22 protein-coding genes are annotated in these 24,168 nt (G+C 38.2%); 6 read left to right on the top strand and 16 right to left on the bottom strand.

Annotated elements, in window-relative coordinates; all coding sequences use genetic code 11:
• Positions 1-48: 48 nt before the first annotated feature.
• A complete protein-coding gene (locus AC1PJP_RS01465) occupies positions 49-543 on the top strand; it encodes a hypothetical protein (protein ID WP_252612702.1) in 495 nt (164 codons plus the stop codon).
• A gap of 54 nt (positions 544-597) precedes the next feature.
• Here the strand turns inward: AC1PJP_RS01465 and AC1PJP_RS01470 are convergent, their stop codons facing one another.
• The 5 genes from AC1PJP_RS01470 to AC1PJP_RS01490 form a co-directional block, all read right to left on the bottom strand.
• A complete protein-coding gene (locus tag AC1PJP_RS01470; protein ID WP_004791742.1) occupies positions 598-1,626 on the bottom strand; it encodes an alpha/beta hydrolase in 1,029 nt (342 codons plus the stop codon).
• Complete coding sequence (locus tag AC1PJP_RS01475; RefSeq protein WP_107880867.1) at positions 1,626-2,747, bottom strand: YdcF family protein; 1,122 nt, start codon at positions 2,745-2,747, stop codon at positions 1,626-1,628. Before AC1PJP_RS01475 ends, AC1PJP_RS01470 begins: the two co-directional genes overlap by 1 nt.
• Before the next feature lie 4 nt (positions 2,748-2,751).
• Positions 2,752-3,786, bottom strand: a complete 1,035-nt coding sequence (gene murB, locus AC1PJP_RS01480; RefSeq protein WP_479766400.1) for a UDP-N-acetylmuramate dehydrogenase — start codon at positions 3,784-3,786, stop codon at positions 2,752-2,754.
• 19 nt (positions 3,787-3,805) lie between these two features.
• Complete coding sequence (locus tag AC1PJP_RS01485; RefSeq protein WP_005306419.1) at positions 3,806-4,309, bottom strand: low molecular weight protein-tyrosine-phosphatase; 504 nt, start codon at positions 4,307-4,309, stop codon at positions 3,806-3,808.
• 370 nt (positions 4,310-4,679) lie between these two features.
• The gene (locus AC1PJP_RS01490) at positions 4,680-4,907 is read right to left on the bottom strand and encodes a tautomerase family protein (protein WP_111854160.1); all 228 of its coding nucleotides are present in this window, start codon (positions 4,905-4,907) and stop codon (positions 4,680-4,682) included.
• Positions 4,908-4,969: 62 nt separating this feature from the next.
• Between AC1PJP_RS01490 and AC1PJP_RS01495 the strand changes: the two genes are divergently transcribed.
• On the top strand, positions 4,970-5,440 hold the full coding sequence (locus AC1PJP_RS01495) for a winged helix-turn-helix transcriptional regulator (RefSeq protein WP_013197441.1): 471 nt from the start codon (positions 4,970-4,972) through the stop codon (positions 5,438-5,440).
• Positions 5,441-5,527: 87 nt separating this feature from the next.
• Here the strand turns inward: AC1PJP_RS01495 and AC1PJP_RS01500 are convergent, their stop codons facing one another.
• Together AC1PJP_RS01500 and AC1PJP_RS01505 are read right to left on the bottom strand one after the other, a co-directional pair.
• On the bottom strand, positions 5,528-6,301 hold the full coding sequence (locus AC1PJP_RS01500; RefSeq protein WP_479766401.1) for a DUF4882 family protein: 774 nt from the start codon (positions 6,299-6,301) through the stop codon (positions 5,528-5,530).
• Between the two features lie 426 nt (positions 6,302-6,727).
• The gene (locus AC1PJP_RS01505; protein ID WP_479766402.1) at positions 6,728-7,087 is read right to left on the bottom strand and encodes a YcgJ family protein; all 360 of its coding nucleotides are present in this window, start codon (positions 7,085-7,087) and stop codon (positions 6,728-6,730) included.
• A gap of 301 nt (positions 7,088-7,388) precedes the next feature.
• Here AC1PJP_RS01505 and AC1PJP_RS01510 point away from each other — a divergent pair, with 301 nt between their 5' ends.
• A complete protein-coding gene (locus AC1PJP_RS01510; RefSeq protein ID WP_479766403.1) occupies positions 7,389-8,546 on the top strand; it encodes an iron-containing alcohol dehydrogenase in 1,158 nt (385 codons plus the stop codon).
• Positions 8,546-8,980, top strand: a complete 435-nt coding sequence (locus tag AC1PJP_RS01515; RefSeq protein ID WP_479766404.1) for an acyl-CoA thioesterase — start codon at positions 8,546-8,548, stop codon at positions 8,978-8,980. Before AC1PJP_RS01510 ends, AC1PJP_RS01515 begins: the two co-directional genes overlap by 1 nt.
• 48 nt (positions 8,981-9,028) lie before the next feature.
• Here the strand turns inward: AC1PJP_RS01515 and AC1PJP_RS01520 are convergent, their stop codons facing one another.
• From AC1PJP_RS01520 to amvA, 6 genes are all read right to left on the bottom strand, one after another.
• Entirely contained in the window at positions 9,029-11,257 is a 2,229-nt protein-coding gene (locus AC1PJP_RS01520; RefSeq protein WP_479766405.1) for a phosphocholine-specific phospholipase C, read from the bottom strand.
• Positions 11,258-11,283: 26 nt separating this feature from the next.
• Positions 11,284-11,436 (bottom strand): hypothetical protein, encoded by a 153-nt coding sequence (locus AC1PJP_RS01525; RefSeq protein WP_437118636.1) that lies wholly within the window; start codon positions 11,434-11,436, stop codon positions 11,284-11,286.
• Positions 11,437-11,581: 145 nt separating this feature from the next.
• Complete coding sequence (locus AC1PJP_RS01530; protein WP_479766406.1) at positions 11,582-13,648, bottom strand: DNA polymerase III subunit gamma/tau; 2,067 nt, start codon at positions 13,646-13,648, stop codon at positions 11,582-11,584.
• A 123-nt stretch (positions 13,649-13,771) separates the two neighbouring features.
• Positions 13,772-14,404: a metalloprotease secretion chaperone CpaB gene (gene cpaB / locus AC1PJP_RS01535; protein ID WP_479766407.1), complete on the bottom strand. Its 633-nt coding sequence runs from the start codon at positions 14,402-14,404 to the stop codon at positions 13,772-13,774.
• Between the two features lie 22 nt (positions 14,405-14,426).
• Positions 14,427-16,208: a metalloendopeptidase CpaA gene (gene cpaA, locus AC1PJP_RS01540; protein ID WP_479766408.1), complete on the bottom strand. Its 1,782-nt coding sequence runs from the start codon at positions 16,206-16,208 to the stop codon at positions 14,427-14,429.
• Positions 16,209-16,474: 266 nt separating this feature from the next.
• Positions 16,475-17,953: a multidrug efflux MFS transporter AmvA gene (gene amvA, locus AC1PJP_RS01545; protein ID WP_479766409.1), complete on the bottom strand. Its 1,479-nt coding sequence runs from the start codon at positions 17,951-17,953 to the stop codon at positions 16,475-16,477.
• A gap of 125 nt (positions 17,954-18,078) precedes the next feature.
• Between amvA and AC1PJP_RS01550 the strand changes: the two genes are divergently transcribed.
• Positions 18,079-18,657 (top strand): TetR family transcriptional regulator, encoded by a 579-nt coding sequence (locus AC1PJP_RS01550; protein WP_004791707.1) that lies wholly within the window; start codon positions 18,079-18,081, stop codon positions 18,655-18,657.
• A 47-nt stretch (positions 18,658-18,704) separates the two neighbouring features.
• Here the strand turns inward: AC1PJP_RS01550 and AC1PJP_RS01555 are convergent, their stop codons facing one another.
• From AC1PJP_RS01555 to AC1PJP_RS01565, 3 genes are all read right to left on the bottom strand, one after another.
• Positions 18,705-19,964 carry a serine hydrolase domain-containing protein gene (locus tag AC1PJP_RS01555; protein WP_479766410.1) on the bottom strand — a complete coding sequence of 420 codons (1,260 nt, stop codon included), beginning with the start codon at positions 19,962-19,964 and terminating at the stop codon, positions 18,705-18,707.
• Positions 19,965-20,035: 71 nt separating this feature from the next.
• A complete protein-coding gene (locus tag AC1PJP_RS01560) occupies positions 20,036-20,890 on the bottom strand; it encodes a MaoC family dehydratase (protein WP_005306450.1) in 855 nt (284 codons plus the stop codon).
• A 74-nt stretch (positions 20,891-20,964) separates the two neighbouring features.
• Positions 20,965-22,356: a 3-oxoacyl-ACP reductase gene (locus AC1PJP_RS01565; RefSeq protein WP_060466581.1), complete on the bottom strand. Its 1,392-nt coding sequence runs from the start codon at positions 22,354-22,356 to the stop codon at positions 20,965-20,967.
• Positions 22,357-22,591: 235 nt separating this feature from the next.
• On the opposite strand from AC1PJP_RS01565, the gene AC1PJP_RS01570 reads away from it, so the two are divergent.
• Positions 22,592-24,163 (top strand): acetyl-CoA C-acetyltransferase, encoded by a 1,572-nt coding sequence (locus tag AC1PJP_RS01570; protein ID WP_199987710.1) that lies wholly within the window; start codon positions 22,592-22,594, stop codon positions 24,161-24,163.
• Positions 24,164-24,168 lie beyond the last annotated feature (5 nt).

The following is a 24,168-nucleotide window of genomic DNA, read 5'->3' on the forward strand; positions in this document are numbered from 1 at the left end:
TACTACACTTAACATAAATAATATTAAGCATACTCTCTTGGAATTTATATGATGAAGAAATCTCTACTCTTATTGGGTTCATGTCTACTTACAGCGGCTTGTAGCACCACACAGGTTAGTACAACAGCTCCTAAAGAGGTAAAGACAGCGGGTCAGCTAAACTGCTCACCAACTGAACTATGCCCAAGCTTGCTCGTGAAATGGAACGAAAATCAAAAAGATCAGCTTCGTGTAGATGTTCATTTAAGTAGTAGTTATAACTTTTATGATATTAACGAGTTAACATTTGATATTGATGGGAAACGATTTAACTATCAACCCGCTCAATCAACTGAAAAAACGAATGTGAGCCGATTAGTTCCTAAACATTCTACAACGTTCTTTGTTATTCCAAGTAAATTCTTACAAGAGTTTAAAAATGCTCAAAATGTAAATGTTTTGATAAAAACGGATAAAGGAACAATCGAACGCAATATGTATAGTCCACAAAAGCAGTCTTCGGTTTATAAAAACTTTATGCAGCTTTATCAAAATTCAAAATAAAGTACAAAGATTAAGTCATGCATCTATCCATTTTTTGGATAGATGCATTATTTTTTAATAATAAAAATGTTTTGGCTTTGCATGTAAAAATGCTGGAATCAATCCCGTTAAAGCTGCACGTATATCCGCACGCTCATTAATTAATTGATGAGATCCTTCTTCTAGCATTAATAACGTTTGCAACCTAAATTTGCGACGAATAAATTCAATGTTGTAACGCCAATCAACGGTCTGATCGAGAGCACCTTGTGCAAGCCAGACGGGAATACGACAAGCTGGCCGCTCTTCCATTTCTTGCATCCATTTAGACATTGCCAAAATCCAGTCCATACCCATCATTCGAGGTTGCAAAGGATCTTTTAAACGAATGAAACGTAAAAATTCAGGATTATGATTATTACGTCTAAAGTGTCTCGGTACTTGGCGCTTAATACGGCGAATAATGCCCAATCCAACTGGGTTATGCCACCATGCTGTTTTTGCAGGACGAATCAAAGGAGAAAGTAGCAAAACTCTATCTACAATCGGATCTTGGCGTTTTTCAGCATATTCCAATAAGTGATGCATCCAGATTGCGCCACCCGTACTTTGTCCAATTCCTACCCAAGGTTTTGGTAACTGATCTGCATGTTTTACATATTGATAAACAGCCATCAGCACTTGTTGATAGTGATCAAAATTTTGAATACTTGCTGGTGAGCCATTGCTTAAACCATGCCCTGGTAAGTCATAGGTAATGACACTAAAGCCTTGTTCAAGAATTTCACGAATAATAGGCTGATAAATACCACTATGCTCAAGATAGCCATGTAATAAGCAGACAGTACCTTGTATTTTCTCTACTTTAGGCTTGAAAACTTGCACATGTAATCGAAACAAAGGCATTTGAACATAGCCCTGCCAATGATCACATTCAAGTAAATGCAAACCATATAACTTACGGTAAGCCAGTAAATCTCGAGATGGTTCTTCTAATGTATTTAAATTAAGTGGACTTAAAACCTGTGGCGTAAGATCACGGTTAGGAACCGGCAAATCTAATTGTTTTAATACGGCAGGATTGAGAAATGGGATATCTGACATTAAGGTACCTCTCGACAATCACTTGAACCAAACAACATGTCGCGAATTGTCGCAAGTAATTCATAATTTGCACGACGGCTATGATCGTAATTTTGCACACTTGGTTGCCAGCGTGTCAGTGGTGTTGGCATTGGAGCCACAACAGGAATGGTTTCTATACCATTTAAAGCAAATAGTCGGCGAGTACGCGGCATGTGGTATTCATCTGTAACCAACATGACCGTCGGTGCTCCACCCTTTTTCTGAAGCAATAGAGAACTAAATCTTGTATTCTCACAAGTATTCATACTACGTTTTTCTAGTAACTTTGCATCAACGCCGCGCTCTTTTAACCAAGCTTGCATATAAGGCGCTTCAACACCGCTCAGTACAATAGGAAGCTGATTTTGTTTTTCAACTTCTAAGGTTTTTTCTAGTCTCAAGCGTGTATAGCCATTAACTACAATATCTTTTCCATTTTTATCAAGAGTCAAACCACCACCTAAAACAACAATTGCATAAGGTTGTGATAACTTTTTAGATGGAGCTGGTAAAGGATTTTTACGAACATACTCGATTTTCTGTTCAGGTTCGCTCACAGCTTTCTGGTGTTCTGGCACTACAGGTTTTCGTGCTAAAAACTCGGTATATTGCTCTGTAAGGGCCTTATTTTCTGAACTATTAATAAAGAGTGCTTCATCAATTGGGCTACTTGCTTCATCAGCAGCATCAATTTCTGAGTTTTTCACGACTAAAGGAACCGTTACAGAAGCGGCTGCCTCTGAATCTTGTTCCTTTTCTTCTAAAAGAATAATTTGCTGCAAAGCCTTATAGTTTTCTTGAAGATAGGTCAGATCTGTTGTCTTTTTTTCACGTAAAGCTTTTTCAGTCAGCTTTAAATACGCTTGACGAGCAATCCATAGATTTGAACCTGGCTCTAAATTATCATGTTCACTTAATGCAGCTTGTCTCTGACTTTCAGCGGCGACTTGATTCACATCAACCGGTACAAAATAATTAAGTCCAGCTACAATTAATTTTGAATAAAACGGCGAATATAAAAAAACCACGAAACAGCCTAATAGTACAAATAGCACGGTGACTACTTGTACTAAACGTACCATTAAGTGTACTTTTGGCATAAAACTATTCCGTATGATTTTCAATTAAACCTAAACTGTTATAAAGCACAGGCTCTGGTTCTAACATAATATGGAAACGCTGATCAACATCATGTTGTACAGCCTGATAAGTTTTCTTTACATCAGTAAGAGATGCATTGGCATAATTCACCAAAACTAATGCCTGTTTATGAAACATCCCTACCATATCGAGTTGCTTCCCTTTCCAACCCGCCTGATCAATTAACCATCCTGCTGCAATTTTAACGTTTCCACTAGCTTGAGGATAATGTGGAATTGTTGAGAATTGTGTGATTAGACGTTCAAATTCTTGAGGATTAACAATCGGATTTTTAAAGAAACTCCCTACATTTGGATATTGTTTTGGATCGGGGAGTTTACTTTGGCGAATATGAATCACTTGATTTTGTAAGTTCTCAGCAGTCTGATTATCACCAACTGCTTGCTTCAAATCACCATAGTTAAGTTTTAAATTTGGCTGTTTAAGTAATTTAAAAGTGACATGCGTGATGATATAACGGTTCGGATCATCTTTAAAAATACTATGGCGGTAAGCGAAATGGCAGTCAGCCGCTAAAATTGACTGAGTTTCTTTTAATTTACGGTCATACACTTGTACCGACTCAATAAACTCACCGACCTCTACTCCATAAGCACCAATGTTTTGTACAGGTGATGCACCTACTAAGCCTGGAATAAGCGCTAGATTCTGCAAACCAAACCAATTTTGCTTTGTACTATATAAAACAAAATCGTGCCAGACTTGACCTGCACCTACTTTAACCCGAACGAAATCATGATCTTCAGATAAAACTTCAATTCCTTGAATATCAAGATGAATCACTAAGGCATTGATCTGCTGCGGCAACAACATGTTACTACCGCCCGATAACACAAGTACATTTAAATGATGCTGCTTAGCAAAATCCAAAGCTTCTTCAATATCCTGAATATTACCGACTTTTGTGTAATGTGAAACTGTTGCATCTAAACTTAATGTATTGAATGGTTTAAGCTGTATCTGATTCTGAATTTGCATTGTGTTGAAAAACCTATTCTTAAACATTCAATTGTTTTTTTAAAATATTAATCCACGCCAAACTACTAGACTCACATTGGTCAAGTACGCGCTCGAAGCCATCAGCACCACCATAATAAGGATCAGGTAAGGCTTGTTGTAGATATTGAGGATCATGCTCACTCATTAAAGCTACTTTTGCACGAATTTGATGAGTACCAAACTGAGAAACCGCGCTTTGTAGCATGTCATGAATATCATCAAAGTTTTGGTGATCCATTGCCAAAATCAAATCAAACTCTAAAAAGTCTTGTGTTGAAAGCTGCCTTGCACGTAAAGACGACAAGTCATAACCTCTTTTTTTAGCGTGCAACTGACTACGCTGATCAGGTGCTTTATTTGGATGATAATTACTCGTTCCAGCTGAATCGACAATGACATTAAGTTGATGTGCATCACAATAATGTCTGAAAACCACTTCAGCCGTGGGAGAACGGCAAATGTTTCCTAAACAGACGCATAACACCTTATATTGTGTTTCCATTAGAAACTACTTCCAAACATTTGAATTAAATAGAAATTAATATGGAGCATGTAAAACCCTGACAAAACTATCAATGATTGTCAGAATCGAATTGACCATTGTGACGTGTTGCATTTTGTCAAAACTCACATGGCTTGAAAAGGAAAATAATGTTTATCAATAGATTAAAAGTTGATAAATCAGTCGATAAAGTAGCTGCCCTTCTAATTTTGAATAAAACAATAAAGCCCTCCGAAGAGAGCTTTTACAACAAAGTAGATACTCACATTATTAATAATTATATGAGCTTTAAATCCTAAAAAAGAATAGCAACTACTTAATGTACAACTTATGATTTTCTAATACAGCTTTAGTAAAAGGCCCAAAACAATCATTTAACGTTACTAATTAACTCAATCATTTCCTTCGTTGGCCTTAAGCTACCTAATTGCCACTGTTCAGGTGGATGTTCATCAATTCGAATCCAGACATGCTCTTGAAAAGCTGGATTTCCCTTTCCTTCTATCTCTACAAATAAATCTGTTATTCGTTTAAAAAGCTCGGCTTTACTATCTTTATCTAGTAAACCCTCTATAGTTTGTATATTTATAAATGGCATAATGCTACCTGAATTAAGTCTAGGTCTAAATTATAGACTCATGTTAATTGGAGCTCCCTAGAATGTCAAATATTATTCCAGATCATAGATTTTCAGTAGATGTATGTGGAATCTTCAAAATTGCTGAGATATTGAACGATAGTTGGACGATCCTATTGTTGAGAGAAGCTTTTTACGGCGTAACGAAATTTAATGATTTTCTAGAAAATACAGGTATATCGAAGCAAATTTTATCTAATCGTCTAAAACACCTCATTCAATTAGAAATATTTGAACTATCAATTTATAAAGAAGTGGGTGTACGAGAACGTAAAGAATACTTACTCACCAAAAAAGGTAAAAGTCTAAATATTGTTTTGCTTGCCATGCTTGAATCTGGTAGTAATTTTATTGAAGCAGATAAAGATGTCGTGAAAGTTTTTAAGAAGAATTCAGATGATCAACTCAAATTAAAGCTTGTTGATTCATCTAATCAAGTCATAGATCTTAATAATCTGGTATTGAAACTCATTCCTCGCAGAAATAAGGAATAATTTGTTCTGTTCATCTCACTTTCGTTTAACTGTAAAAAAGCCACTCGAAAGTGGCTGATGAGAATTTTTTTAAATTTAACAGACTTTTTATAAAGCTACTCCACAAATATCTTTAGTACCAGTCGGATAACTTTGTGTAATTTTTGATTGATCAAGTAGAAACTCAATCGAAACATCTTTATTTACATCAGTTACGGCTAAATCATAAAAATTAGAGGTTAATGAAAAATACAAGTTATCTAGTTTGGAAGGAAACGTTGCAAAATAACCTTTGTTAACCCCATTAAAAACTAAACCAACTTGATTAGAATTCTGATTAATATAGATACCAATCTTTTGATAACCATCAGAAGTAACTTCAGGAGCTAAATTAAATCCATTAGAAACTAATGCACTATCATTTGAAGTCGTTTGAATATAAAAATTATTAGTTGTGGGACCATGTTGATAAGCCACTATAAAATGTACAGCCTTACCGTTCTGCATGATTCCACCAGATAAAGCCGGGAAAATATTTACATAGCCTGTATTACCTAATGTTGGAACTTTAATTTTATATTCAAAAGCGATAATTCCAGTTGTCGGTAGTATTTTGTCACCACGCGTATAGAGCGAAGCCTGAGAATCATTTGCGGCTAATACTCTTGTAAGATAGTCCTGACTGTAAGCCATATAAATGGGACTTTGCTGAGAGGTCTTATAGGAAAACTTATTTCCTGTAATAGTTGGGAACTTCTGAACAGAAGTATTACCTAAAGATTGTAATTGAGTTAGCGTTGCATCAAAGTTATAAGTACATTCTGCAAAAGCACTCCCTACTCCACCAAAACTCATTATTGTCGCTAGTATTATCTTTTTCATATCATTATCCTGTTTTTATTTTGAACACTTAGTATAAACAAGTGGGTAAATATTTTTATAAAATCCGATAAGTGACAAACATACGGGTAGTTAACTATTTTCAATAACATCTCTGATTTTCTAATTAATTCGATAATTATTTTGCCTTACTATTCTATTCATCTATGATAATTAAGAATTTAATGTGTTAAGAGTCCGCATTAATTAAAACAAATGCTACCTTCTTCATAATTGCAAACCCATAAAATTTTTCAATGCCGGTAATACAACTTATTAAACTAGTCTTTATTTATATATTCAGAAAACCTAAATAAAAAACTGATTTTTCAGAGCTTATATAGTTTTTAATTAGTAATCTATTTTATCTTATATTTTCTAGAGAAAAGCCCAAATATTATGGGCTTTTAAGCAACATGAAGACAAAAATTATTTATTTTTAAATAATTTATCAGTCATAGTTCTATCAATCTTGCTACGGTGCCCATTCTCAAAATATCGATCGACATGACATAGTTTCATTTTGGTATCACAGAACACACCATTTGAGAGTGTAAATGCTGAAGTATCAAAATCGCCTTGAGAGAATGCTCTGTTGGCTTTGTGAGTTCCTAAGTATTTGGCGGTAAGTTTTTTAGATACACCCTTCTTGTCAGCACAAATATATTTGTCACAAATTACACCCTTTTTTGGTGAATAGACGCTAGAGCTAGTTTTAGCCATTACTGCGGAGCTCAGCATGAAGCAAGTGCATCCAATAATACTAAGTAAAGTCTTAGAAATTTTCATTTTTTGAACCGAATAAAATTATAAATTGTTAAGACATTATATGAATTAGCAGCCTTCAGGAAAATCTACATAACCCTATAAATAACAAAAAGCCCACCTTTCGATGATCTTTTAAATTACTTGCATGATCTCCGTCTATCATCTGACTCTGACCACATGAAAATAGTGCTTATCTCATATAACACTCAACATAATCGCCTCAGAACTACTTTATTTTAAGGTGTCTTATGCTAAGTTATTTGAAGATTGAATCTTATAGAACAGTTCAACAATAATTTTCAAAAATAAGGAAATAATGTATATGAGCCATTTTCAATTTCAAACCGTCCCAAATATCATCTCTGGCTTAGGCTCTATACAAAAATTACAGAATGTTTTGTTTTCAAAAGCTTACCGTAATTTATTGCTAGTCACAGATGCAGGCATGGTCAAAAATCAATTACATCTGCCTATTCTTCAAATTTTAGATACGCTCAATATTGAATATGACATTTATGCAGATGTGCAGGCTGATCCACCTGAACAAGTAGTACTAGATGCAGCCAATTATGCAAAACAGCAAAATGTAGATGCCATCATTGGTTTTGGTGGTGGCAGTTCTTTAGATGTTGCAAAAGTAATCGCTTTACTCGCCCACCCCAACCAAACTCAAAATTTGCAAGAGATGTACGGCGTAAACCAAGTAACCACTGCTCGCCTACCACTTATTTTGATTCCAACGACAGCGGGTACAGGTTCTGAAGTAACGCCTATTTCAATTGTGACTACTGGCGAGACAACAAAAATGGGGATTGTCTCTCCAGTACTGTACGCCGACACTGCGATTCTTGATGCTACTTTTACTCAAAACCTTCCAGCACATATTACCGCTGCAACAGGTATCGATGCGATGGTACATGCTATTGAGGCATATACCTCTAAACACAAGAAGAATATATACACCGATATTTTAGCTAAAAATGCTTTGAAGTTGTTAAATCATAACTTACCGAAAGTTCTTAAAGATAGTAATGATTTAGAAGCACGTCAAAACATGCTTTTTGGTTCAATGCTCGCGGGTCAAGCGTTTGCAAACTCGCCTGTTGCTGCTGTGCATGCTTTAGCTTACCCATTAGGCGGACATTTTCATTTATCGCATGGGCATACCAATGCTTTAGTGTTGGTCGAAGTATTAAAATTTAATGCACCTAATGCAAAAAAATACTATGCGGAGCTTATGCAATGGCTAGATCCATATAGTAATGGTAGCACTGATGGCTTGTGTGATCTGTTTATTGACCATATGCAGAACCACTTGGACCGTAGTGGTTTAACTTTAAAACTTAGAGATTTGGGTATTGATGAGTCGAGCTTACCTCGGCTTGCACAAGATGCCATGTTACAAACTCGCTTGCTACAAAATAACCCGCGTGACATGACAGAAGCCGCTGCTTTAGCAATTTATCAGGCGATTCATTAATGACTAAACCCGTTTTAAAAACCCGAGCTCAATTTAAGTTCTTTTTAGATATTCAAACGCGTTGGGCAGATAATGACATCTATGGTCATGTGAATAATGTGACTTACTATAGCTACTTTGATACAGCAGCCAATGCTTTGCTCATTCAAGAAACAGGTTTTGATATTCATGAAGCAAAGTCAATTGGCTTAGTGGTTGATTCAGCTTGTAGCTTTTTACAAGAGTTATCATTTCCAGAAATTATTCAGGTAGGTGTGGCGATTGGTAAAATCGGTACGACTTCATTACGTTATGAATTGGCAATCTTTAAACAAGGTCAAGATCAAGCCTCAGCTCAAGGGCATTTTGTGCATGTGTTTGTTGATCGCGAAACGCGTAAGACTGTGCTAATTTCCGAGACAGTTCGTGAGGTTTTAGAGAATTTCTTATTATAAAAAATGAGGCAAAAAGAAAATACACAGCTCTTTTTGCCTCGTTTTAGCTTACATCATTGCGGGATCACTAAAAGAGTCTTCACCCGTTTCAACTCGACCAGCAAAACGTCGGTAATAGTATGGATCACTCTGGCTCGTGATTTCAAAATCATACCAATGCCCGACATCAGCCAAAGCCCAATGTTGCTTAACAACCTGCCCCGCCTTTACGGTAAGTTGTAACGGCGCATCTTGTCGATATGCACAAGGTTTTACCGTCAATATTGTATCCTTGGTACCATCATTCATGAGTTCGACATAAACATCACCATTGGCAATGTCATAGCACACTCGAATTTCAGGTTTAACACTACTATCGACAATACGTTGAGTATCGCCTTTAAAATGACGATGGTAGCCATTTGGACCAAGTACCCATAGGTCATAACGGCCCAAGTTATCTTTTAAAACATCCCATTCATCATCTAGAGTTTTATTCGGCTCGACAATATAACGCTTTGGAATACGGTCTAGGTTAAGTTTGTCATATACATGAAAAACTGCTGCCTGTTTCCCCGTATTAGAGAAAATCAATTGCACTTTACCATCGGCTTTACAGCGCGCGCTGGTGTGCAGCTCGTAAGGTAGCGCACGCGACAGACGTATGCCACTCTGTTGAATCGGGAACTTAATATCCGTTGGTACAGGAACAGCTGGTAAAGCTTCTTGATTTTTTCTTAGCTCATCGGCCTGCAAACGTGTTTGTTTACCATTCAGCTGCGGTAAAACATCTGCATTTGGTGTTTTAAAGTTAAATGCACTGGTTAAATCACCACACACTGCACGGCGGTATGGACTGATATTCGGCTCTTTTACACCGAAACGTTTTTCTAAAAACATAAGCACAGAAGTATGGTCAAACACTTGCGAGTTCACCCAGCCACCACGGCTCCATGGGGAAATCACATATAACGGAACACGAGGGCCCGGACCATAAACGCGTCCATCAGGTGTAGGCTGAGAATGGCTTCCTTCAGGCGCAGCATGATCAAAATACTCATCCTGCATATCGGCACTGCTTAATGTCGATTTGCCTGCGTACTGGCCATTTTTGAGACGAGATGGCGCTGATGGTGACGGTACGTGGTCAAAGTAACCATCATTTTCATCGAAATTGATAATGAGTGCTGTTTTACTCCAAACCTCTGGCACAGCTGTTAAAGCATCAATAATTTCTTGAATAAACCAAGCGCCTTGGACAGGGCTTGAAGGGTCTGGATGTTCACAATAAATCGATGGCGCATTAATCCAAGACACTTGAGGTAACTTACCTTCACGAATGTCGCGTTTAAAAGCATCGAGATATTCTTCAGGTTTATTGCCCGGCAATGTATTTGCAATGCCTTTATAGAGTGGATTTTTGGCATTATCGGTCGCAGCATCATAGGCTTTGTATGGTAGTTTTTGTCCTGTATCAGCGTACGGTTTGTTTGGTTCACCACCGCTTGCAACAGGATAACCAGATGCAATATTAGCTTTTCTGAACGTACGAAATGCCCCAAGCATGTTATCGCCCCATTCATCTGGCATATTTTGATAACAAATCCAGTTTACCCCTGCTTCTTCTAAACGCTCAGCATAAGTCTTCCACGTGTAACCGCGATCTGCCGTAGCAGGGTTACCATCAATCCAGTCCCACTCATTGTTTACAAATGAACGCTTGGTCGGTGTCGCCCCATTTGTACCCGTTAAATGAAAAGAGCGGTTTGCATCTGTTCCGGTGTGCATAGAGCAATGGTAGGCATCACAAATCGTAAAGGCGTTCGCAAGTGCAAACTGATATGGAATTTCTTTTTCTTTAAAATAACCCATGGATATATCAGTTTTATGGGCTGGCCAATTCGCCATACGCCCATTGTCCCAAGCCAGCTGACTGTCATTCCACGTATGTGGCGTACCATCTGCACGCTGCGCATTATTGGCTGTACCATCTAAGTGAAAAGGCGTTAAAACTTGCCCATTACTTCTAAGCTGCTCCCAGACACGGCGACCACTTGGTAGAGGAATTGTAAAACGGTCAGTAAAACCTCGGACGCCTTTTAATGTTCCAAAATAATGGTCAAAAGATCGGTTTTCCTGCATTAAAATAATAACGTGTTCGACATCCTGAATGGTGCCAGTTTTATTGTTTGCAGGAATTGCTAAAGCTTTTTGAATACTAGATGGGAACGCTGCCAATGCCGCTGCACCAAAACCCATATTTAAAGAATAATTTAAAAATTTACGACGTGTAATCATGATCAGGTTCTTTTTATTATTTAAGTTTATGGAGCACAGCGCATTACAGGCTTTTTACCTGTATCTGGTGTATTTGAATTATCATTTGATGAGTCGTTACAACCACTCAGCAGAATCGCGCCGATTAATAAAAAATATGAATATTTAAAAGAAGTTATTCCAGTGCATTGCCTTTTCATTGCTGTATACAATCCATTTAAAATCTAAAATGGCTAACATAGAAAAGTACAATGACAGTGACATGACCCAAATATTTCAATCCAGTGAAAAATATGAAAATTCTATTATTTTCATATTCTGCACCAGATCAAAACTCAGTTAAATTTAAGGCTTTAATTGAATATTTTGTAGTTCGCCATCAAAGGTCTCTATAAGACTCTTAATGACTGGCTGTTGCTGTAATAGCTCAGCAGCTCTGTGAAAGGCTTTTTCTTTACGCGCACTTTGAATGGTATATGGTGTAGATGTATTCAAAGCACCATATTCAACTGTAAATTGAGTATTCGGCCATTGCTCATTTAATGCATCAATAAGGCCTTGCTGCAATTGGGTCAGCATATTTTCATATTCTTGAGGAATATGGAAAATAGTATTGCCGCCAATTTCACCAGTCATCACACCATGCTGCGCGAGTTCTTGAACAGCGGGTGAAAGTTGACTGTTTCTAAACCAATATTCCCATTTTTCAAGTGTCCACTCACCTTCTAAAACTTGAGGAGCCAGCTTCAAGATATCTTGAGGCATCAGCTGTCCGTTATCAGCTTCGCTAGACTCTTTCACAAACGCAACTGTTTCTGTTTGAACCATTACTTCGGCTTGTACAAATGACTGTTGTTCAATAATAGGTTCAGAAGCAAGATCAGGCGTATCTTGGGCCAGCGAAAATTCAGCGTTAGGCGTTTCAAATAAACCCATAGGTTCAGCAGTGAAAGCTGGTTCAGGTTCAATATTTTTAGTTTGGACTTCTGCCTGAACTTGTACTAACTTTTGTTCGGGTACAGGAATGAAATCTTCTTCCAGAACACTAACAGTCTCTTGAACAACTGCTGACTCAAGTCCAATCAACTCATGATGATTTGGATCAAATACCATTAAATCCTGATTAGACTGAGGTTCAGGTTCAGGTTCAGGTTCAGGTTCAGGTTCAGGTTCAGGTTCAGGTTCAACCATAGCGGGTTGACTAATAACTTCAACAGGCTGAACAGCACTTACAGGAGCAATATCTTGAACTTGTTGCTGTACTTGGTGATTCACCACTGCTTGTCCATTTTGTTGAACAGGCTCTGATACTAAAATTTCATTAGGCGCTAAGGGACGGAATGCCAATAAGCGTAAAACACACATTTCAAAACCTTGCTCTTGCGTTACGGCAAGTTGCAAGTCTGAACGACCTTTACATGCGATTTGGTAATAAAGCTGCAAATCTTGAGCAGAAATCAGCTTAGACAGCTGCATGATTTTGCGATTGATTTCATCGCTATATTTCAAACTCAAATCAGGTAGATATTGCAAAATTGCCAATTCATGCAATGTTGAAATCAACTGATCAAGCACAAGTGAAACATCTAGCGCTTGATGTCTAAATTGCAATAAAAGCTGGCTTACTTTCTCACGTTGGTTTTGATGAATCGCTAAAATCAAATCATAAATAATTGTACGATCAATCAAGCCAAGCATTTCTTTAACATCTTGATGATGTACAGAACCTTGACCATAAGCAATCGCTTGGTCAGTTAAAGATAAAGCATCACGTAATGAACCTTGAGCAGATTCAGCAATTTGCCAAATTGCATCTTGATCTGCATTAATTTGCTCTTTTTCAAGAATAGCACCAAGGTGCTTGGTAATTTCATCGACAGCTAAAGGTCGTAGAGTAAATTGCAAACAACGTGAAATAACCGTAATCGGTAGCTTTTGTGGGTCAGTCGTAGCAAACAGAAACTTAACGTGTTCTGGTGGTTCTTCTAGTGTTTTTAATAACGCATTAAAAGAATGCGTCGATAGCATATGCACTTCGTCAATCAGGTAAACTTTAAAACGACCTTGTGTTGGTGCATAAGGAACGTTGTCTAAAAGTTCACGTGTATCTTCTACTTTCGTTCTTGAAGCAGCATCGATTTCGATCAGGTCAATAAAGCGACCTTCATTTACCGCTTTACACGTTGCACAGACTTCACATGGTGTAGAAGTCACACCCGTTTCGCAGTTCAAACACTTGGCTAAAATACGTGCAATTGTAGTTTTACCTACACCACGCGTTCCTGTAAATAAATAAGCATGGTGAAGACGACCGCGTTCCAATGCACTACTTAATGCACGAGAAACATGGTTTTGCCCCACTAACTCATTGAAATTACGTGGACGGTATTTTCTAGCAAGTACTTGATACATGTATGCTCCTTTTTACAGGCATAAGCATACTTTGTTTTTAAAAGAGTGTGAACGCATAAAGCTCATATCCGTACAGATAAACTGCGAACTGGCTTCTTTTCTCTACCAGAACCATTTATTTATCTAAGGATGATCATGATGTAGCTCTTGATCAGTTACACCTTCATCCATGGTTTGGACCAGCCCGACACCATCCTTAATTTCAGCCGAATAATTTCCTTTCTCGGTAAAAATCTGCATGATCGTATAGTGATCTTTTTGACTTTGAGTAATGGTAAAGAAATTCTGGTTCGGATCGCCCTGATCAAATTTTCCAGTCCATCGAACAATATCTTGGTCAACAGGTTCGATCTCTACTATTTTGCCCGTGCGATTAATGCCATATTCCAACATTTGGAACTTAACAGTGTCGCCCACTTTTTTAAGTTCAATCACATTTGGATCATATTTAATGACCATACCTTTAGCATTTTTAAGCAGCGGAAAATTAATATTAGAAGGAAGCTGATCTTTTTCTATTTCATTAAAAACAATCTGTTGCTGAGACAATCTTTCTTTTTCGGAAGGACTCAAATTCAGCATATTTTGACGGACCAAACCATTTTGATTATCTGCTATTTTTGGCCCAGACTCTTGCCGACTTTCTAAAGGCGACGTTAAAGCAGAAGAACTTTGCTGTGAAAAAGCAAACCAGATTAAAACTGCTAACGCCACACAAGCGATAGCAGTTCCTATTAACAATTTATTTTTGTTCATTCGTTACAGCTAAAAATAGAGATTAGTTATATAGAGAAATTTTCTGTGCATTTAAGTTAATGACACTGACAGCATCAATTTTTCCTTCTACACCTAAACGTACACCATATTTAGGGTTATATAGATACGGGCTAGAGTAAAAATTAATATTATTACCACCCATTGCGGTACTTCCTAATGGATGGGCAAAACCTGAACCAATATTGGTTGAACCATTATGGTACAGGCCAAGATTGTGCCCGACTTCATGACGCATAGCGGCAAAAGAACAACCTGCAATATCATTTGCACCAATCATGTTATATGCAGAAGCATTAATCCAAGCCCAACCACAACCGCCATCACCTGGTTCATTACCTTGATAATAAACACCGTCTGCCAATACACGTTTTCGCTCATTTTGTACCGTCGTGTCATCTCGTCCAATAGAGATTGCTTCTTTTAACGTGGCAGCAGGAATTTTGTAAGTTAGGTAACCTACATCTCTTAAGTAAAAACGCGCATTCGAATTTTCAGCAGTTAAATTCGTTAAATTTACGCCTTCAATCATTCTAAGTTTTGCAGCGCTTTCTCCTAAAATTGAGTTTACCTCTGGGCTAGAAACCAACAACATATCAATTGTATAACTATCTACTGTCCAGCCTTGAGCGGTGTAAATAAAACGGCGATTTTCACCATTTTTAATTGCAGTAGACAAGCCATTAGCGGCATTAATATAGGTGTCTGCCGATGCATTAGACACAATAACAACTTTATCGCCGACTTGAGCTTTAGCAGGTAGCTGCAAGGTCGGCTGCCAATTTGATGTAGACAGTTTCACCTTTAAAGTGGGCTGAGTCATATTCGGTAAAGTTGCAGGGATTGTTGCTGTAGAATCAATCACCTTTGTTGGTGAAGAGATCAGCTGCCAATATCCTTTGTCACTTACATACATAAACTCATATTGATCACCTGTTTTAAGCGTTAAAGTCGCTTGGCTATTAATATTGGTATTATTAATTTTTGCAGACCAAGTCGCTGTAGACTTGATAATAATTCTATCCCTATCACTTGCAGTGGTCGGCAAAGTGAAATTGGAAACCCAATTTCCATCTCCAAATGAAACTTCGGTAAGTGGACTATTTACTGCCGCTAAAGATGTTCCAATTTGCTGAACATTTCGCTTCTGTGGTTTTATATATTCTGGAACCCATTTTCCTAAAGCAGAATAATATTTAAACCAATATTCAGAGCCATTTTTTAATGTAAAACTGCTCGGGAAAAGTAAATTTGTTTTATCAATATCCGAATTTGCACTTGCTGTAGAAGCAACTTGTACGGTTGTTCCGTCACGTACGTCACTTGGTAAAGCAATGGTTTGTGCCCATTTGTCATTTTGAATGAGTACTTTTTGCATTGATGCGGTTGTTAAAGGTACAACCTCATAGTTAGTACCATTGGTAGGACTAACCGTCGCTAACTGAGCAATCCATTTATTTTGACTGCTATTAAAGATGAATTGATAAACATCTCCGCTATTTATCTTCAACACTTCTAACGGAATATTCGTATTAGAAGTATCTAAATAACTACTATAAGCGGCACTAGAACGAACTGTAATCTTGTCCGAATTATTAGCGCTTGCCGGTAAAGAGAGATTTTTGACCCAATTCCCATTTGCTAAAGAAAATTCTAAATCTGAATAACCAGATGGAATTGATCCACTATTATTATTCTGATTTGGTGAAAGTACAGTTGCGGCATATACAAGTGAAGACGCAACAATTGCTCCAATAATGAGTGATGTTTTTAATTTAAAATTCACAGCTGCCTCTTTTATTTGTTTTTAGATTTTCGCATAGCAGGTTAACAAACCATTTTTTTACAGTCAATTTTCGATCAAAAAATTTTTCATTAAATTTCAATTACATGAATATTGAATCATTTTAAAATAAAAACATGAAACCTATTAAAGAATAGTTTATTTATGAGAATTAAATAACCAATTTTCGATATGAAGAAAATATTAAAAAAGATATTTAAGGATAAAAAGAAAGATCATCTCTCTTTTTATCCTCTATTTTGAATTTCTTAATTTACTTTCTTTGGAAAGCTAAACCAGACAAATACAGTTAAAAGGAAGAAACAAATGGCGGAGATTGTAAGCACCCAACTATGCGCATAGCTAAAAGCTTGCTGAGCAACTGCAATTAATTGCCCTACCAAAGGGCTTTCAAGGTTAGAAGCTAATTGCATGGTTTCACCAATCGAGATACTCGCTTTTTCAATTAAGTTCGATGGAAGCTCTGCTGGTAAAATAATTGAGCGGCTATAAAACCAAGACAACATTAACCCGAAAATAGCGACACCTAAACCAGCACCAAGCTCATAGGCCATACCTTCGATCGCACCTGCTGCACTTGCCTTTTGAGGTGGGACGGATGACATAATGGCGGCAGTTGAAGCCAATAAGGCAATTTCAATGCTAAAGCCTAAAAAGACCATACACGTCCACGCTAAAAAATGATCGGTCGAAAAGTTAAGCTGGGCAAGCCCCCATAGACTAAATCCACTTATTAAAATACCAACAGTAGATACAAGTCTAAGTCCCCATTTATTTAAACAGATTCCAGCTAATGGACCACCTAAACTAATCGCGATCATGAATGGAATAATAAACATGGCTGCCTGTAATGGTGAAAACCCATGTACAAACTGCAACTCTTGAGACAAGAGTAATTCAAAGCCAACCAAAGCAATCATGGAAACAATAGCCATAACAATGCTGGTAGAAATCACTGGATGTTTAAATAACTCCAAATCAATCATTGGCGTGGTCGTTCTTTTTTGGCTTCGAATGAAATGGATTAAAGTACTTATACCAATCACAAACATCACAACCGTAAGCACCGAGAAGTTGTACATCGCCGATTTGATTGAATAGATGAGGCTTAAAATGGCTACAACCAAAATTAAAGCTTGCCCTAAATTAATTGGCTGATCAGTTTTCACTTGTTGTTTTGGAATGATCATCGCGATCATGACCAGAACCACTAAAATAATTGGGACATTGATGAGGAATACTGCTCCCCAATGGAAATGTTCTAGTACAAATCCACCAACTAATGGACCAAAAGCTGCTCCGCCGCCACCCACTGTAGACCAAAGACCAAGTGCAAAATTTCTCTGCTTTTCTTCGGTAAAAGCATTACGAATGCCTGATAAAGTGGCAGGAATAAGCATCGCTGCCCCTAGACCTAAAACAGCACGGGAAGCAATTAACGCGTAAGCTGTTGGAGAAAAAGCCGCAGCTAAGGAACCGACTCCAAAAATTACAGTTCCAATAAATAATAATTTTTTAAAGCCAATACGATCACCCAGTGCACCCATCGGCAAAATCAAACCCGCCATAATCAGTGAATAAATATCAATGACCCATAAAAGCTGATTGGCAGTTAAATTCAATGCTGCACTTAAAGATGGGGTTGCAACATGCATCACCGTTGCATCAATCGTAACTGGTAAATATATAAGGACGATAATTGTCAGGATTAACCATTTTTTTTGCATAACGCTCTTCAATATCCAAAACTTGGACACGTGTTCAAATCATGGTTATTATATACACAATTGGACACTTGTCCAACTTTTAGTTTTAATGTAATTTGTGTCGAATTCAGTCAGGTGAAAGAAACATGGCCTATCTTAATCGCGATCAACGCAGAGAAATGATTCTGCAAGCAGCCATGCAAGTTGCTTTGGCTGAAGGTTTTACAGCCATGACGGTACGCCGAATCGCAACAGAAGCACAAACCTCTACCGGACAAGTTCACCACCACTTTTCGTCGGCATCTCATTTAAAAGCTGAAGCTTTTTTAAAGCTCATGGAACAGCTTGATGAAATTGAACAAACTCTAAAAACCACTAGCCAATTTCAAAGGCTATTCATCTTATTAGGCGCAGAAAACATAGATAGACTTCAGCCCTACTTACGCTTATGGAATGAGGCTGAACTCTTAATTGAACAAGATGTTGAAATACGAAAGGCTTATAACCTTGCCATGCAGAATTGGCATCAAACAATTGTGCAAGCAATTGAATGTGGTAAAAAAGAAGGTGAATTTAAAAATATATCTAATTCAACAGACATAGCTTGGCGACTCATTGCCTTTGTATGCGGATTAGAAGGTATTTATCAACTTGGTTTACAAGGTTTGGCTGAAGAAGACTTCAAGCGCCATACTGAAGCAATTATTCGCCTAGAATTATTATAAATATAGAAGCTGGCATTAATTAGAATACCAGCTTTAAAACACTAAAATTAGAACCAGCCTTTACGGCCTTTTAAAATTTGGTCAGTGCAACGTAAGGCTTCTTGAGTAAGCCCCCACAAACGATAATCACCCGTGATTGAACCAATCTGGAAGTTATGAGTATAGGCAAAACTCAGGTCGCGCTCAGGATCGCACCACGCTCCTGAACCATTGTAACCAATATGTCCAAAGCCATTTTTAGCGCGTTTACCCATAGTAATAATGCGGTGATACCCTAAACGCCAATTCATTGGAATTGGCATGACTCGATCACGTGCATAACTTTGAATGGTACTGAATTCTTTAAATACTTCTGGGCGAATGAGTTGCTGCCCTTCCCATTCGCCTTGATTTGCCAGCATCGCATAAATTTTAGCAAGACTATTTGCAGTAAACGTGCCGTTCGCCGCTGGAATGACTGCTTGTAACCCTTCATCACTAAAGAAACTAAAATGCTTCATTCCTTTTGGAATCATGGCATCCTGAAAATCTTGCGGGTCTTGTCCAGTCCACGTAATCATTTTTTCAGAGAGTGAACTCTTGCGTGCTTGAGGCTTTTTAGGTTTTTCAACTTGGGGAGCCGCTGTTTTTTCAGGTTTTGGTTGAATAATTAAACGTGCTACACGTTCCAGTTCACTTGCAGGCGTACCAAAATAAGCGCCGTCTAACTGCAAAGGCTCAACGAGATATTTTTGCATGAGCTGATCTAAAGATTGACCAGTCGCTTTTTCAAGCACACCACCCACAAGCCAACCAAATGTTAAAGCTTGATACGCATTGCCCTCTCCGGCAAGGAATCTAGGCTTAGTCGCTGCAATCACATTTAACATATGTGACCAGTCGAGCATTTCCCTCGCACTTTCAATAATATTTCGAACATCAAACATGCCGCTTTGATGACTTAGCACATGACGTAAAGTCATTTGCTCTTTACCATTTTGAGCAAACTCAGGCCAATAAGTCGCAATCGGTTTGTCGTATTCTAAAAAACCTTCACTTACTAAAATATGCGCTAAAGTTGCGAGTACGCCTTTACCTGTAGAGTAGCAAACTGCCAAAGTGTCAGGTTGCCAAGCTTCATTTTGTGATTTTAGACCGGTGTAGATATCTACAACTTTCTGGCCTCTAAAATAAACCGCTAATGCAGCACCACCTTGTCCTGTTCTAGCATCTTGAAGACGGCTAAATTGGTGAGCTAAATCAATAAAACGTTCATCTAAAATACCGTGATAGTTATGGGTATCGGCCAGTAAAATTTCTTTAATCACATGAAGTTCCTTGCATTTTTTGTTATTTTGCTCAAAAGCAGCCCAAACATCTGTTCAGGCTGCTGATATTTTTATAATGCTTTTACAGTTCCTGCAACATGCGGTTTTTGCGATTTCGCATTACGAATCAAGAAATCAGTCTTTTTATCTGCATTGGCCGTTAAAAACTCAACTTTTGATGGCAAGAACATTGGCAGCTTGAACCACACATCTGCTTCATAAGCATTTGGTAATTCAAGATTCGCTAGTGCTTTAGCTTTGCTCCACATACCATGCGCAATTGCTTGCTTAAAACCAAATGCTTTTGCAGTAATGGCATGAATATGAATTAAGTTAAAATCACCAGACACTTTCGCATAACGGCGGCCTGTGTTTTCTAAAATATCCCACTCTGCCTTTGGAACATAAGCTGGCGCTTGTTCTTCTTTGGCTTTCTCACCCACTCTTTTCTCAACTTTTTGGCGAGATAAATAAGTCGTTAAGCCTTCCATCACCACTTCATTGCCAACTTTTGCCGTGGTAATAAAGTCAAACTGAACACCTTTATCATGCGGTTTTAATTCCCCAAATTTGCATGACAAGGTTAGTTTTTCAGTTACACCAATTGGTCTGGTTTGTTTAATCTGGTTACGAATATGAACTAAACCTAAAATTGGAAATGGAAATGCTTCTGCTGTCATCATGTGCATTTGCAAACTTTGAGAAAGCACAGCCAAATAAATTGCCGGTACAAAGCCATTATTTTGAAAGCCACATACTTCGTTATAAGCTTTGAGATGACTCTGATCAATTTCTAGAGTATCTACTACATATTCAACTTGCGGTAAGATTTTTGGACCTTTCGGCTTTTTAAAAATTAAACCTTGTACCACTTTTGGGTAAGCTAATGCCGCTTTTGGTAGCTGGCTAAAATGACGAGTATTCATACCTAACCTTTTATAATTTATAGATTCTTGAATAAAAAAGGGATGCACAAGCACCCCTTTTTAGCTAAAAGTGCTTAAGCGCCCAACAAGCTTTGACCACATACACGTACAACGTTGCCGTTTACACCTGTAGAAGCAGTTGATGCAAACCATGCAATTGTTTCTGCTACATCAACAGGTAAACCGCCTTGTTGCATTGAGTTCATACGGCGACCAGCTTCACGAATTGCAAATGGAATCGCAGCAGTCATTTGTGTTTCGATGAAGCCCGGTGCTACTGCGTTAATGGTAATACCATTTTTTAAGATAGGCGCAGTAAATTTAACTAGACCAATCACACCAGCTTTAGATGCAGCATAGTTTGTTTGACCAAGGTTACCAGCAATACCACTAATAGATGATACACAAACAATACGACCATTTGCATTTAGACCATCGTTTTCTAACAAGTAGTCATTTACACGTTCAGCAGCAGACAAGTTAATGTTAATTACTAAGTCCCAAAGCTCTGGCTTCATGTTTGCCAAAGTTTTGTCACGTGTAATACCTGCGTTATGAACAATAATATCTAAACCGCCTTGTTTTGCCGCAGCAGTTTTAATTTTTTCGCCCGCATCAGCAGCAGTAATGTCAATTGCCAATGTAGAACCACCAATGTCAGCAGCCACACGGTCAAGGTCAGCTTGTTGTTGTGGTACATCTAAACAAATAACATGAGCGCCATCACGTGCAAGCACATGTGCAATTGCCTCACCAATACCACGGCTCGCACCAGTTACTAATGCAGTTTTACCAGCAAGCGGTTTTGCCCAATCAACATCAACCACATCTGCTTTAGACACACGAACAACTTGACCAGACACATAAGCTGAACGTGGAGAAAGCAAGAAACGTAAAGTTGATTCAAGGTTTGCAGCAGCACCTTCATCAACATAGACAACTTGGGCAGTAATACCCTTTTTAAATTCTTTACCTACAGATTTGATAAAGCCTTCAAGTGCACGCTGAGCAATTGCCTGTTTTACTGTTTTTGCAGTTTCAGGAGTTGTACCAATGACAATAACACGACCAGAAGTCGCAACTTGACGTGCAATCGGGTTAAAGAATTTATAAAGTTCGTTTAACTGTTCTGAGTTTTGAATGCCAGAAGCATCAAATACGACTGCTTTGAATTTTGATTCTTTGTCGCCTGCATTGAATGGGCGTAAATTTAAACCAACTTTTGCAGCTTCTTGTTGTAATGCAACATTATTGCCTACATAGCTGTCAGCATGAATATTACTAAGTACTTGTGCAATCGCACCAGACAATACACTTGACGGCGCTGCGCCAACCAATACTGCACCATTCACTACTGGCTGAGCACTTTCAAAACGCTCTAATGCAACTGGCGATGGTAAACCCAGATTTTTAACAACAAATTTACCAATAGGAGATTGTGTAAATGCTTGGTATTGATCAGTCATGATTATTATCTCTCAAAGAAATGAATTTTCTACGACAGGCTTCATTATGTTATGAGATGAATAGCAACAATATGAAATCAGTCGTTCATTAGAGTTACTCCAAATCATACTTGAGTTCATCTTTGGATGTCTTGACCTGAATGCTATCTACAATGTCATTCTAGTCAATACAGGTCTATTTGAATTGTGTTAATGTAGCTTATAAGAATATCGTTAATATGCTTGGAAAAGCCTTATGAGCAAGACAACTCAAGAAAATCCAGCAGTCGAGAATTCTGCTGAGGAAAAAGTGTCAAATACATCAAAGCCGGCTTCTAACACGGCTAAGCGTAACAGCACAACTCCTAAAGCAGCAACTAATACTCCAAAAACGACACGTACTCGTTCAACGACTGCACCTGCACGTAGCCCTCGTAATAAGAGCGCTGCTACAGCACCCCCATCTACATCTTCTAATAATGTAGTTGCAGCACCAAAAGCAACAAAAACCAAAACTTCTGTTCAACAGGATAAAACCATGAGCCAAAACACTGTTCGCCGCGTTGCAATTATTGGTGGCAACCGTATTCCATTTGCACGTTCAAATACTGCTTATTTTAAAGCGTCTAATTCTGACATGCTGACAGCAGCATTGAATGGTTTGGTTGAGCGTTTTAACTTACAAGGTAAGCGTATTGGTGAAGTCGTTGCGGGTGCTGTTTTAAAACATAGCCGTGACTTCAACATGACTCGTGAAGTTGTATTGAGCACAGATCTTGCTCCTGAAACTCCTGCTTATGACATTCAAATTGCTTGTGGTACAGGTTTACAAGCAGCTTTTGTTGTTGCAAACAAAATTGCACTTGGTCAAATCGATGTAGGTATTGCAGGTGGTGTAGACACAACTTCTGACGCGCCGATTGCTGTAGGTGATGGCTTACGTAAAGTTTTACTTGAGCTCAATGTTGCTAAAACTGGTAAAGATCGCCTTAAAGCTTTAACAAAAATTGATTTTAAAAAGCTTCTTGATGCACCAAGCAATGGTGAACCACGTACTGGCCTTTCAATGGGTGAACACCAAGCAATTACTGCTTTAGAATGGGGTATTACTCGCGAAGCGCAAGACGAGTTAGCTGCTAGCAGCCATCAAAAACTTGCAGCTGCGTATGAACGTGGTTTCTTTGACGACTTAATCACTCCATTCTTAGGTCTTAACCGTGACAACAACTTACGTGCAGACAGCACAGTTGAAAAACTTGCTAAATTGAAGCCTGTTTTCGGTAAAGGCGAAACTGCAACAATGACAGCGGGTAACTCAACTCCGTTGACTGATGGTGCATCTGTTGTGTTACTTGCTTCTGAAGAATGGGCAAAAGAAAACGGTCATGAAGTTTTAGCTTATCTTTCTTTCTCTGAAACAGCTGCTGTTGACTTTATTGGTAAAAATGGCCCTAAAGAAGGCTTATTGATGGCTCCAGCTTATGCAGTGCCTCGTATGCTTAAGCGTGCAAACCTTAAACTTCAAGATTTCGATTTCTACGAAATCCATGAAGCATTTGCATCTCAAGTGTTGTCTACATTGAAAGCTTGGGAAGATGAAAAATTCTGTAAAGAACGTCTTGGTTTAGATGCACCTTTAGGTTCAATTGACCGTTCTAAATTGAACGTAAATGGTTCATCTCTAGGTGCAGGCCATCCATTTGCTGCAACTGGTGGGCGTATCTTGGCAACTGCTGCTAAATTGATTAATCAAAAAGGTTCAGGCCGCGCATTAATCTCGATCTGTACAGCAGGTGGTGAAGGCGTTGTAGCAATCGTAGAGAAATAATTCTA

It is taken from the genome of Acinetobacter sp. V116_7 (genome assembly GCF_056735735.1).